The organism is Pseudophaeobacter sp. TrK17 (assembly GCF_042192375.1).
Taxonomy (GTDB): Bacteria; Pseudomonadota; Alphaproteobacteria; order Rhodobacterales; family Rhodobacteraceae; genus Pseudophaeobacter.
On sequence record NZ_CP071700.1, the window covers coordinates 3,076,579 to 3,089,081 of the forward strand.

The window sequence follows — 12,503 nt, forward strand, 5'->3', positions numbered from 1 at the left end:
TCGGGACTTCATTTGGGGCCTCCAGTTAGGGGAAGGTCAAGCCCTACCCCGAAAAAATCACATTGAATGATCCGATTACTTGCGACCTCCACGCCGCCGCCAAAGCCAGCCTGTGCCTCTCTCTTTGTTTGAGGTCTGAGATGAGCAAACATGGCACCCGTTGAAGTGTTGCAGACAACCATGCCCCTCGCGCAGCACCATTGGTCGTTTTTGAGATCATCCCCCTGCCGCGATGCGGGTTAAACCTCAGGTATCCCTTGCGAGAAGGCTTGGGCGGTTGTAACGCTGGGTGAGCCCAACTGAGGCGGACAGGACCGCCTGTTCATCACCGCCACGCCGAACATGGGCAAACTATTGATAGGTCGCTTGTTGGCCAGGACCACACAAGCGACCGAAACAGGACGAAGGATCAGATTTATGATGCGCACACGTGCCGCTGTTGCAGTTGCTCCGGGCAAGCCGCTCGAAGTTATGGAAGTGAACCTGGAAGGGCCAAAGGCTGGTGAGGTTTTGGTGGAAATCAAGGCCACCGGCCTGTGCCACACGGATGAGTTCACCCGCTCTGGCGATGACCCCGAAGGCATTTTTCCTGCCATTCTGGGCCATGAAGGCGCCGGTGTGGTTATCGAAGTGGGTGCAGGCGTCACCAGCTTGGCAGTGGGCGATCACGTGATCCCGCTCTATACCCCTGAGTGCCGTGAGTGCGAATACTGCCTCAACCCCAAAACCAATCTCTGCCAGTCGATCCGGTCGACCCAGGGTGCAGGGCTGCTGCCCGATGGCACCACCCGGTTTTCGATGCTGGATGGCACGCCCATTCATCACTACATGGGCTGTTCAACCTTCGCCAACCACACGGTTGTACCAGAAATCGCCTTGGCCAAGGTGCGCAAGGACGCGCCCTTTGACAAGATCTGCTACATCGGTTGTGGCGTCACCACCGGTATTGGTGCGGTGATCAACACCGCCAAGGTCGAAATCGGTTCTACCGCCATCGTCTTTGGTCTGGGCGGCATTGGCCTGAACGTGATCCAGGGGCTGAAACTGGCCGGCGCCGATCAGATTGTCGGCGTTGACCTCAACCCCGGCAAGATCGAGATGGCGACGCATTTTGGCATGACCCATTTTGTCAATCCAGCCGAGGTCGAGGGCGATCTGGTGGCGCATCTGGTAGAGCTGACCGGCGGCGGCGCGGATTACACCTTTGATGCAACCGGCAACGTCAACGTGATGCGCACCGCATTGGAGGCCGCGCACAAAGGCTGGGGCGAAAGCATCATCATTGGTGTCGCCCCTGCGGGTGCCGAGATCTCCACCCGTCCGTTCCAGCTGGTCACCGGCCGCAGCTGGCGCGGCACCGCCTTTGGCGGCGCATCCGGGCGCACCGATGTGCCCAAAATTGTCGATTGGTACATGGACGGCAAGATCGAAATCGACCCGATGATCACCCATAAGCTGACGCTTGATCAGATCAACGAAGGCTTTGATCTGATGCATGCGGGCAAATCCATCCGCGCGGTTGTTGAATTCTAAAACCGGAATGCCGCCTCTGAAATAGGGGCACCGATAATCTATCAAGGCGCAACTCCTGATGGGGTTGCGCCTTTGTCTTTGGTCAGGATGTAGCCGCCCTCAGCGGGTCAAGGTGGTCAGCCCTCACGCCCCGACAATCGTCAACTCCTTTGGAAACTGCGTCAGCACCTGACAGCCCTCTTCGGTGATCAGCACGTCATCTTCGATCCGAACGCCAAACTTGCCCGACAGATACAGCCCCGGTTCATTGGTATAAACCGTGCCTGCAGGCAGCAGCTGGGGGTTGCCGCGCATGATGTAGGGGGCTTCGTGCACGTCCCGTCCCAGACCGTGACCGGTCTTGGTCTCGATATGCGCAGCAAAGGCAGAGGTCTCCAACACGCCTGTCACCACATCATCAATCTGATGAGCGCTTACCCCGGCCCTGGTCGCCGCAAGCCCCGCCATATTGGCCGCCAGTACCGTTTCATAAACCGCGCGGCCTTCATCGCTCACCTCGCCGACAAAAACCGTGCGGGTGATATCGGCGCAGAAGCCATCCTTGCGGGCGCCAAAATCAAACAGCAGCGCATCACCCGACTGAATAAAGTAGTCTGCGCGGGCGTGGCCATGAACCCGGGCCGAATTGTCGCCCGCCACCACAATTGGGCTAAAGGCCAGATCATCCGCGCCCTCGGCAAACAGCGCCTGTATGAGGCGGCTTTCGATCTCTTTCTCGCTTTGACCAATTTCAACCGTCGCCAAGACCCGACACAGGGCGCGCTCTGACAGGGTGATTGCCTTTTGCATGGCTGCGATATCCGCCTCGCTCTTGATCATCCGCAACCCCGAGATCTGCTTTTCGGCGTCGATAATCTCAAGCTCCGGGCTGGCCTGTTTAAGCGCGTGATGCACAAAGACCCGCATCACCTGACCTTCCACCGCGAGGCGTGTCATTGGCATATGGCTGGCAAGCGCCGCAAAGGCGGCCTGATAGCCGTCCTGGTCGCGCCAATCAAAAACCGCGCCGTCAAAATCCACCAGCCCCCAGGATCCCAGTTCAAGATTTGGCACAATCGCCGCCGGAGCCCCCTGCGCCGGGATCACCAGGACAAAAGGGCGTTCATGGCTCATAAACCCCTGCCCCAACGCCCGCGTGAAATTTGGCCCCGGCACCAAAGCCAAGGCATCAACGCCCAGGGATTTGGCCAATTCACGGTATTCGGCAAAAGAAGCGGTCATATTGAGGTCTCCCAAAAGGATCAGACAAGGGCGCGCTGTTGACGCGCACTAATTTCAGAACAACAGAGAGATGCAGCAAGCCCATAAATGAACCGACGCGCATCCTTATTTGGAATATTGTATCCAATTGAAACAGGGGCCTTGTCAATGCGAAGTCTTGTCAGGAAGCGCTGCCAGCCAAAAGCCGCCTTGCATTTACCGTCCGCTACGGGAAAATGAGGCCATGCTGCCCCTGTGGTATAACCCCCAATTGGGAGCTGAAATTGGATCATCTTGACCGCAGCCAAAGAATGGCACCGCAGGCAGTTCTGGTGAACATCGTTGCGACAGCTGCAAAGGTATCACAAGGCCTGCTGAAGCCATGTTAGCGGTTCTGAAAAACCGCAGCTTTCGCCATATGTTTGCCGCGCAGGTTATTGCCATCATCGGCACCGGCCTGGCCACCGTGGCGCTGGGGTTGATCGCCTATGATCTGGCTGGCGCCGATGCCTCCATCGTGCTGAGTATCGCTCTCACCATCAAGATGGTCAGCTATGTGACCCTTGCCCCAATAGCCGCTGCACTTGCCAGCCAGTTCCCCCGGCGCAGCTGGTTAGTGACGCTCGATCTCCTTCGCGCCCTGGTGGCGCTGGCGCTGCCCTTTGTCAGCGAAATCTGGCAGATCTATGTGCTGATCTTTGTCATGCAGGCCTCATCTGCCGGGTTCACCCCCGCCTTTCAGGCCACCATTCCTGATGTGCTGCCGGACGAAGACGATTACACCAATGCGCTGTCCCTGTCGCGCCTGGCCTATGACATCGAAAGCCTGTTGTCGCCTACGCTGGCCGCGCTGCTGCTGACGCTGGTGACGGCCAATTCCCTGTTTTTTGGCACTGCCGCTGGGTTTATCGCCTCGGCGCTGCTGGTGGTCTCAACTGTCCTGCCCTCGCCCCAGCCCAGCGCCACCACCGGGCTGTATCAGCGCACGACGCTGGGGATCCGCATCTACCTGAAGACGCCGCGCCTGCGCGGGTTGCTGGGTTTGACAGCCGTTGCCGCCTCGGTCAGCGCCATGGTGATCATCAACACCGTGGTGATCATCCGGGCCGAGCTAGGCCTGTCCGAACATATGGTGGCTTTGGCCCTGGCCGCGTTTGGCGCCGGATCCATGTTGGCGGCCTTTACCCTGCCAAGGCTACTGGCAGGGCACCAGGATCGCAGCCTGATGATCGCAGGGGCGCTCATCGCGATCCTGGCCCAGACCGGGCTGGCGGCCTATGCGATCTTGGCCAATGCGGCCTTGCTGACGGTGATGCTTTGCTGGTTCCTGTCCGGGTTTGGCTATTCGACCGTGCTCACCCCCTCGGGGCGGTTGTTAAAACGCTCAGCCCGGGCTGAGGATCGTCCAGCGGTCTTTGCCGCGCAGTTCACCCTGTCCCATGGTTGCTGGCTGATCACCTATCCCCTGGCCGGCTGGAGCATGAGCAGCTTTGGCATGGGGATTTCGCTCTTGGTGCTGAATGCCCTGGCCATTCTGGGGCTGCTCTATGCGCGGCGCCAATGGCCTGCCGATGATCCAGAAAACCTGCCCCATGCGCACCCCGAACTGGCCGCTGATCACCCACATCTGCAATCCACGGCAGACCAGGAAAAAAGCACGTCACAGCGGCATTCACACCCCTATGTCATTGACGAGTTGCACAAAACATTCCCACCCCGCAGCCGATAGGACGCTCATCAAAGCAGGCCCAAAGCGCGCCCGGTCTCCGTCCACTCAGGTCCAGAGCTCTGTCTCCATCGCGTTCAGACAGACATCATAGCCCCAGAGTGTGCCTAGGTGCTTGAGCACCTCGCGCTTGTTTTCCTCATCCAGGTGAACGCCATCGCGCACCGTATGCGTGAGGATCAAACGCCTGTCGCCGCTCAGATCTGCATCAGTGACCTGAATATCGGGCTCCAGATAGGCCAGATCATATTGCTGCGCCAAAGCACGGCGGATTTCTTTGTAGCCAGCCCGGTTGTGGATCTGGCTCACCACCAGGTCTTTCTGGTCTTCCTGATCGACCAGCGCAAAGAGTTTGAATTTGCGCATCAGGTGCGGCGACAGGAATTGCTGGATAAAGCTCTCGTCCCGGTAATTGGCCCAGGCATCGCGCAAGACATCCCGCCACGCCCCATGGCCTGCGATATCAGGAAACCATTCGCGGTCTTCTTCGGTAGGGTCCTGGCAGATGCGTTTGATGTCCATCATCATGGCAAAGCCCAGCGCATAGGGGTTAAGTCCCGCATAGCGCGGGTCATTATAGTCGGGCTGCAACACCACATTGGTATGGCTGTGCATCATCTCCATATAGGCGCCCTCAGTGAGGCGCCCCTGCGAGAAGAGCTCGTTGATGATATAATAATGCACAAAGGTGGCGCAGCCTTCGTTCATCACCTTTGTCTGTTTTTGCGGATAAAAATACTGCGCCAGCATCCGCACAATGCGCAGCAGTTCCCGCTGCCAGGGCTGCAAAATCGGACTGTGCTTTTCCAAAAAGTAGAGAATATTCTCCTGCGGCAGGCTCAGGCTTTTGCGGCGTGCACTAAAGGGCGCCTCCCGCGCGTCCTCCTCCTTTTTGGGCCCCAAAGTGGCATCGGTCCAGATATCCAGCAGGCTGCGGCTGGCCTCATGGCCATCGCGCAGCCGCTGCATCGCTTGCAGCTCCTGCGCAGTGGGTTTGGGGGGGCGCCCATAGCGAAACACCCCCTGGGTTTGCAGCGCATGGGCCGCGTCCAGCACCTCTTCCACCGCGTCCAGCCCATAGCGTTCTTCACAGGCGGCGATGTAGTTCTTGGCAAAGGCAAGGTAGTCATGAATGCCATCGGCATCGGTCCACTGCAGGAACAGATAGTTGTTCTTGAAAAAGTGATTATGCCCAAAGGCGGCGTGGGCCATCACCAATGTCTGCATCGCCATGGTGTTTTCTTCCATGTTGTAGCTGATGCAGGGGTTGGAGTTGATCACAATCTCATAGGCCAGCCCTTGGCGTCCGGTGCGATACAGCGCCTCGTCGCGGGCAAAATGTTTGCCAAAGGACCAGTGCTGATACATCAGCGGCAAGCCGGTGCAAGAATAGGCATCCAGCATCTGCTCCGCCGAGATGATTTCGATCTGGTTCTGATAGACATTCAGCCCCAAATCATTCAGCGCGATCTCTTCAATCGCGTCGCGAGCCTTTTCCAGCAGTTCAAAGCTCCACTCTGGCCCGTCAAACAGCAGGTTGGATCCCGGTTTTGCGTCAAGCATTTTGACCTCCCTTTATCCGGGGCAGAAAGAACTCCCTGAAGATCGGATAGATATGGGCTGCATGGGCCACGCGCTGCATTTCAAAATGCGGCGCCTGGGCTTTGACCGCGCGGTAGTTCTGCCAAAGGTCATCCCCCGCCTCACTGTCATGCAGCAGCGCATCCGCGCTTTCTTCGACAATTTCCATATAGGCGTAGTATTGGCAGACCGGCAGCAGATCCTCGAGCAGCAGTTTTTTGCAGCGCGCCGAGTCATTGCCAAAGTTTTCGCCATCTGACACCTGCGCGCCGTAGATGTTCCACTCCTGTGGCGGGTAGCGGTCCGCGATCACCTCACGCATTTTGTCCAGCGCGGTGGACACAATGGTGCCGCCGGTTTCGCGGGCATAGAAGAAGGTTTCCTCATCCACCTCCTCCGCCAGATGGGTATGGCGGATAAAGACCAGTTCCGTGTGTTCATAGCAGCGCGACAGGAACAGATGCAGCAGCAGGAAAAACCGCTTGCCCAGATCCTTTTCGCGCTCCTGCATTGAGCCGGAAACATCCATCAGACAGAACACCACCGCGCGAGATTTGCGGATCTTTTCTGGCACATGGGTATCAAAGCGCAGATCTATCGGGTCGATATAGCCGACAACCTTACGTTTGCGTTGCAACGCCTCCAACCGGGATTGTAGTTCCTCCAGCAGCGCGACCTGCGCCTTTGAAAGAGTGGGCAGACCCGCCAGCATTTCAATCTCAGCTTCCAGGTCCGCCTGCGCCTGAGCAGAAGGGCGTCGCAAAGCAATCCGCCGTCCCAGGGAATTGCGCATGGTGCGCACCAGGTTGAGGTTATTGGGCGTGCCAGCCGTGGTCAGCCCGGCGCGGCGGCTGCCGATGGTTTCTGTCTCAACTGTGGATTTTTCTACCAGGTCCGGCAGCTCCAGCCCGTCAAACAGGATCTCCAGGTATTCGTCACGGGTCAGGGTAAAGGAAAACGCATCATCACCTTCGCCCTCTTCCGAGGCCTTGCGCCCGCCCTGGCCTGAACCGCCATCTGGTTTCGAGATGGTGTCGCCAACCACAAACTCCTTGTTGCCCGGCAATACATATCTGCGGTTGCCACCCTGGCCACTGTGAAAGAACCGAGGCTCCTGCAATCCCTTTGCCGGGATTGTCACCTTTTCCCCCTCGGGCGAGACACCATCCCCCTCCTGGATGGATTTTTCCCGCACCGAGCGGTCAACACGCTCTTTTATGTTTTCCCTGGCACGGCGCAGGAACCGTTGCCGGTTGCCGTGGCTTTTGCCTTTGGGGTTGGCGCGTCTGTCGATGAATTGATGCATCTTGCAGCGCCCCCATTACCCGGCCTTGTTGACTCGCATGTACCATTCAACCAGGCGTCGGACCTGACGATCGGTGTAGCCATGGCTGCGCATGCGTTCGACAAACTCCTGGTGCTTGCTCTCGGTCTTACTGTCTTTCTTGCTGCCAAAACTGATCACCGGCAGCAGCTCTTCGACCTGGCTGAACATGTGCTTTTCAATCACGTCCCGCAGTTTCTCATACGAGTTCCACGCCGGGTTTGCGCCGGTATTGGCGCGATGACGCAGAGCGAACTTGACCACCTCGTTGCGGAAATCCTTGGGGTTGGCGATCCCCACCGGCTTTTCGATCTTGCTCAGCTCACTGTCGAGAATGTCACGGTCATACAGCTGCCCCGTGTCGGGATCCTTGTAGTCCTGCTCTTCGATCCAGGCATCCGCATAGGAGATGTAGCGATCAAAGACGTTCTGGCCGTATTCAGTATAGCTCTCCAGATAGGCCTTCTGGATCTCGTTTCCGATGAACTCCTCGTAGCGTTGGGCCAGATCCGTCTTGATAAAGTCGAGATACTTGGCCTCGGTCTCAGCTGGGAACTGCTCCCGTTTAATCATCTGTTCCAGGACATACATCAGGTGCACCGGATCCGCCGCGATCTCATCGGTGTCAAAGTTGAAGGTCGACGACAGCACCTTAAAGGCAAAACGGGTGGAGATGCCGCTCATGCCCTCATCAACGCCGGCCCGGTCCTGGTACTCCTGAACCGTCTTGGCCTTTGGGTCGGTGTCTTTCAGGCTTTCGCCATCATAGACCCGCATCTTGGAATATAGGTTGGAGTTCTCATGCGGCTTTAGCCGGGTGAGGACCGAAAAGCGGCTGAGGATCTTGAGCGTTTCCGGCGCGCAGGGCGCCTCTGCCAGCTCACTGTGCTGGATCAACTTGTCATAGATCTGCGCCTCATCGCTGACCCGCAGACAATAGGGCACTTTCACAATTGACACCCGGTCAATAAAGGCCTCGTTGTTCTTGTTGTTCTTAAAGGCCTGCCATTCGCTCTCGTTGGAATGCGCCAGCACCAGCCCGGTAAAGGGAATGGCGCCAAAGCTTTCGGTGCCCATGTAGTTGCCTTCCTGGGTCGCGGTCAGCAAGGGGTGCAACATTTTGATGGGGGCTTTGAACATTTCGACAAATTCTAACACGCCCTGATTGGCGCGGTTCAGACCGCCCGAAAAACTATAGGCATCTGGATTGTCCTGGCTGAAATGTTCCAGTTGGCGAATGTCCACCTTGCCCACCAGGGTCGAGATATCCTGATTGTTCTCGTCACCGGGTTCGACCTTGGCCACCGCCATGCGCCGCAACCCCGACGGATAGATCCGCGCCACGGTGAATTTGGAGATGTCCCCGCCGAACTCATCCAACCGCTGCACCGCCCAGGGCGACATCAGCCCCGGCAGGCGATGGCGGGCAATGCCGTATTCTTCTTCCAGCAGCTTGCCCATGCGCACGGGATCAAACAGCCCCAACGGGCTTTCAAAAATTGGCGACAACTGCTCACCGGCTTTCAGCACATAGATGGGCTGATCTTCGACCAGACGTTTCAGCTGTTCCGCCAGCGAGGATTTACCGCCCCCCACCGGTCCCAGCAGATAAAGGATCTGCTTACGCTCTTCTAACCCCTGGGCAGCGTGACGGAAGTAGCCGACGATGCGCTCGATGGTGTCTTCCATCCCATAAAAATCTTTGAAGGCGCTATACTGCTTGATCGTTCGGTTCTGAAAGATCGGCCCAAGCCGCGCGTCTTTGGACGTATCGACCAGCTCCTCTTCGCCGACGGCCTTGAGCATCCGCTCCGCCACATTCGCATAGAGGCTCGGATCGGTGCGACAGGCATCGAGATAGTCATAGAGCGACATCTCCTGTTCACGCGTCTGGCCATATTGCTCAACAAATATCTCGGCAATGTCTTTCATCGGATCTAGCCTCCTGGGTTACGCTTCGCCCTTCCTCCTGGCGGTGGTGAAAACGCGCAGACATAGAGAGCCCAGTACCTGGGCCACGGCGGTCCGCGGTCGTTTTTGCTTTTGATTTCTGCTCTTGTTCATCGGCGTCTTAAGCACCGGATGCCCGCTCTGATCAGGGGGCTTGGTCCGGCTAATCGAGTGTCTCGGACGCCGTTCAGTCTTCCGCAAGGGTACACTATTTGCGAGTTTCATACTAATAGGAACTGGTGTATTTTTAATTAATTGCCAGAAGATTTTTGTAAAAAAACCTTCACAAACTCTCCAGATTTTCTGAGCGCATCCCCAGCGTGCTCCCGCCGACAGCCTGGGTCACCCCTCCCTCTCACAGGGTTTCGCCGGGCTTTCGGGCGCTGTTTTGGTTGGGACAGGATAACGGGGCACTGAACCCCGGGTGCTGGCTTTCGCCTTGATTTCGTCCAAATCGTGCCCCGAGCCACTGCTCCGTCCGACCAGCCGACTGCCGTCAATTTCATTAACCCTTTGTTAATAAGTCGCCCAGAAAAGGCGAAAACGCCCTGTCACGGCAGAAAACCTGCGGCAAACAAGACACTATAGAGCGCAATTCATCCACAGTTCTTGCCAGCGCCGGCTAGACATTTGATTTAAATTCGACGTAACTCCCAAGCACCCCAGGGGCCAACGGGTTTTTGTCAGTTTTGATGTGGGTCCCGCTGGCTATTTGGCGCATGAATTTTCTGTTGTGGTCTGAATTTCGTGGCGCTGCGCCGATTTCTCTGAATCAGTGGTGAAATGGACCAAGTTTCTACCCTTGAACACTTCCTCGCCACGGCTCTACGCAGGATCGCCGAGTTGGAAGCCTCATTGGCGCGTATGGCGCAAGAGAATGCGGATTTGCGTAGGCAGTTGGCCAAGAACAGCAGTAATAGTAGCAAGCCGCCTTCGAGTGATGGGTTGAAGAAGCCGGCACCGCGTAGCCTGCGTGGTAAGTCCGGTAAGAAAAGTGGTGGCCAAGCTGGCCACCGGGGCGACACATTACGCCAGACAGCAACGCCCGACTTTGTGGAGCGACATGAAACTGCGCAGTGCGGCGGGTGTCAGCGCGCCCTGACGGCGGGGATGATCAAGGGGTTTGAGAGACGTCAGGTGTTTGACGTGCCGCCACCACGCCTGGAGGTCACAGAGCATGAGGCAGCGATTTATTGTTGTGGCCATTGCCGCACTACGGCGACCGCGGCCTTTCCCGATGGCGTGAATGCACACGTGCAATACGGTCAGCGCATTCGAGCGGCGGCGGTCTACTGCAATGTTCAGCAGCTGATCCCCGAGGATCGGGTCTGCCAACTCCTGCGCGATTTGTTCGGTGCCACCAGCCTGTGCGCGGCCAGCGTGACCAACTGGGTGAACGGCGCAGCGCGCACCTTGGGTGGCGTCGTCGAACACATTCTGGCCCGGCTCACTGAAGGCGGCGTTCGGCATCTGGATGAGACCGGACTTCGTGTCGCTGGTAAGCTGCACTGGCTGCACTCAATCAGCGATCACGCCTTCACGCATTATCGCATAAGCGCCAAGCGCGGTGCTGTTCCAGCCTTTCTGACCGGCGGGACAATTGTTCATGACCACTGGAAATCCTATTACGCCCATATGAGTGGGGTGGATACTCACGCCCTGTGCGGGGCGCATCATTTACGCGAACTCAAGGCTATCGAAGAGATCGAAAAGGAGCCGTGGGCGTGTGCAATGAGCGCGCTGCTCACCAGCGCCAATCAACTCAAGTGTGCTGCTCAAGGCCGAGGTGAGACCGAACTTTCGGCGTCGGTTTATCAGGGCATCATCACCAAATACATGGCAATCCTCACCGAGGGCCTCGCCTTCCATGAGCGACAAGCCCCGCTGGTGAGACTCCCTGGCGCGCGAGGCCGAGAAGCCAAACGGCCAGGCCACAACCTCTTGGTCCGCTTGCGTGACTACCGCGATGACGTTCTGAGGTTCCTTGCGGACTTCACAGTGCCCTTCACCAACAATCAGGCCGAACAGGACCTGCGCATGATGAAGTTGCGCATGAAAATTTCGGGAACCTTCCGCACTCTCGAGGGTGCTCAGGTCTTCGCTGACATCAGATCCGTCATCTCGACGGTCAGAAAACACGGGGGCAATATCCTCGAAACACTCACCCTATCACCACAACAGATCATCGCGCGGCTCTAACGGCGCCAGAGTAACCCAAAACCCGATATCCTCTGGAGTACTTGGGAGTTACAATTCGACGCAATATACTCACAATATGGCCGCATAGAACGGTCTTCGGCAGAAACATACAGGCACCGGACACTTCGCACCCCATGATTTCGGGCGCTGCGTGGTCTAGGGCCCGTGGACATTCATCTTGAAGCGATGATGACAGCTGCGAGATGCCAGTTGGCAGCATAGCTGGACGCTGTTTTCTCGTACCGGGTCGCTATGGCTCTGAATTCCTTGATCTTTGCGAAGAAATTCTCGATCAAGTGCCGCCATTTGTAGGCGTGTTTATCGTAATCGCGCAGGAACTTGCGGTTCGCTTTCGGTGGGATGATGGCGGTGGCACCGCGCGCATCGAGTTCTGTGAGCAGCCAATCGGCATCAAATGCCTTGTCGGCCAAGAGAGCATCAAAGGCCACGCCATCGATGAGCGGTTCGACGCCCTTCATGTCGTGAGCCTGACCAGGCAGGAGTACGAAGTCAGCCAGGTTTCCTAGGGCGTCGACCAAAGCAACGATCTTGGTGGTCAATCCGCCACGCGACCGCCCGATGGCTTGATTTTGAGTCCCCCCCTTGCGCCGCTCGCCTTCTGGTGAGCCTGAACAATCGTGCCGTCGATCATTGCGTATTCGAAATCTGGATCCCCACTGATTTCCTTGAAAATTCGCTCGAATACGCCGCCCTCAGCCCATCTGCGAAACCGTCGGAACACGCTGTTCCAGTTGCCGAAATAAGCAGGCAGGTCACGCCACGGCAACCCTGTCCGCACACGCCATAGCACGGCTTCGAGAAACAGACGATTATCCTTGCCCGTCACACCCGCATCGCCCTCCTTGCCAGGCAAGTGCGGCGCGAGGCGAAGCCAGACGTCATCTGTCAACACAAACCGCTCTTCGTTCATTCAAACCTCCATTTTGGAAGCTTGAATCAGAATTCAGACCGGTTGGGAATCCTGAATGT

8 protein-coding genes are annotated in these 12,503 nt (G+C 57.4%); 3 read left to right on the forward strand and 5 right to left on the reverse strand.

What is annotated here, in order from left to right; translation table 11 throughout:
* The first annotated feature begins 420 nt into the window (after positions 1-420).
* Positions 421-1,533, forward strand: a complete 1,113-nt coding sequence (locus tag JZI28_RS14535) for an S-(hydroxymethyl)glutathione dehydrogenase/class III alcohol dehydrogenase (protein ID WP_348150988.1) — start codon at positions 421-423, stop codon at positions 1,531-1,533.
* A 123-nt stretch (positions 1,534-1,656) separates the two neighbouring features.
* On the opposite strand, the gene JZI28_RS14540 is transcribed toward JZI28_RS14535, so the two are convergent.
* Entirely contained in the window at positions 1,657-2,754 is a 1,098-nt protein-coding gene (locus JZI28_RS14540; RefSeq protein ID WP_375698069.1) for a M24 family metallopeptidase, read from the reverse strand.
* Positions 2,755-3,115: 361 nt separating this feature from the next.
* Here JZI28_RS14540 and JZI28_RS14545 point away from each other — a divergent pair, with 361 nt between their 5' ends.
* Positions 3,116-4,462, forward strand: a complete 1,347-nt coding sequence (locus tag JZI28_RS14545) for an MFS transporter (RefSeq protein ID WP_375698070.1) — start codon at positions 3,116-3,118, stop codon at positions 4,460-4,462.
* A gap of 45 nt (positions 4,463-4,507) precedes the next feature.
* Here the strand turns inward: JZI28_RS14545 and JZI28_RS14550 are convergent, their stop codons facing one another.
* Genes JZI28_RS14550 through JZI28_RS14560 form a run of 3 tightly spaced genes read right to left on the reverse strand, consistent with a single transcriptional unit; the run spans position 4,508 to position 9,296 of the window.
* Positions 4,508-6,022 (reverse strand): SpoVR family protein, encoded by a 1,515-nt coding sequence (locus tag JZI28_RS14550; RefSeq protein ID WP_375698071.1) that lies wholly within the window; start codon positions 6,020-6,022, stop codon positions 4,508-4,510.
* The gene (locus JZI28_RS14555; protein WP_375698072.1) at positions 6,015-7,346 is read right to left on the reverse strand and encodes a YeaH/YhbH family protein; all 1,332 of its coding nucleotides are present in this window, start codon (positions 7,344-7,346) and stop codon (positions 6,015-6,017) included. The genes JZI28_RS14550 and JZI28_RS14555 overlap by 8 nt, the downstream gene beginning before the upstream one ends.
* Before the next feature lie 15 nt (positions 7,347-7,361).
* Positions 7,362-9,296 (reverse strand): PrkA family serine protein kinase, encoded by a 1,935-nt coding sequence (locus tag JZI28_RS14560; RefSeq protein WP_375698073.1) that lies wholly within the window; start codon positions 9,294-9,296, stop codon positions 7,362-7,364.
* Positions 9,297-10,097: 801 nt separating this feature from the next.
* Here JZI28_RS14560 and JZI28_RS14565 point away from each other — a divergent pair.
* Positions 10,098-11,513: an IS66 family transposase gene (locus JZI28_RS14565; protein WP_375698074.1), complete on the forward strand. Its 1,416-nt coding sequence runs from the start codon at positions 10,098-10,100 to the stop codon at positions 11,511-11,513.
* Positions 11,514-11,686: 173 nt separating this feature from the next.
* Here the strand turns inward: JZI28_RS14565 and JZI28_RS14570 are convergent.
* Positions 11,687-12,444 (reverse strand): IS5 family transposase gene (locus JZI28_RS14570; protein ID WP_375698075.1). Its coding sequence is split into 2 segments (ribosomal slippage): positions 11,687-12,117 and positions 12,117-12,444, totalling 759 coding nucleotides; the frame shifts between segments, so codons are not numbered across the junction.
* Positions 12,445-12,503 lie beyond the last annotated feature (59 nt).

What these genes read in the sequence shown, in the direction of transcription:
- JZI28_RS14565 (WP_375698074.1), top strand. Translation starts at nt 10,098, where the DNA reads ATGGACCAAGTTTCTACCCTTGAACACTTCCTCGCCACGGCTCTACGC.
- JZI28_RS14550 (WP_375698071.1), bottom strand. Translation starts at nt 6,022, where the DNA reads ATGCTTGACGCAAAACCGGGATCCAACCTGCTGTTTGACGGGCCAGAG.
- JZI28_RS14545 (WP_375698070.1), top strand. Translation starts at nt 3,116, where the DNA reads ATGTTAGCGGTTCTGAAAAACCGCAGCTTTCGCCATATGTTTGCCGCG.
- JZI28_RS14555 (WP_375698072.1), bottom strand. Translation starts at nt 7,346, where the DNA reads ATGCATCAATTCATCGACAGACGCGCCAACCCCAAAGGCAAAAGCCAC.
- JZI28_RS14560 (WP_375698073.1), bottom strand. Translation starts at nt 9,296, where the DNA reads ATGAAAGACATTGCCGAGATATTTGTTGAGCAATATGGCCAGACGCGT.
- JZI28_RS14540 (WP_375698069.1), bottom strand. Translation starts at nt 2,754, where the DNA reads ATGACCGCTTCTTTTGCCGAATACCGTGAATTGGCCAAATCCCTGGGC.
- JZI28_RS14535 (WP_348150988.1), top strand. Translation starts at nt 421, where the DNA reads ATGCGCACACGTGCCGCTGTTGCAGTTGCTCCGGGCAAGCCGCTCGAA.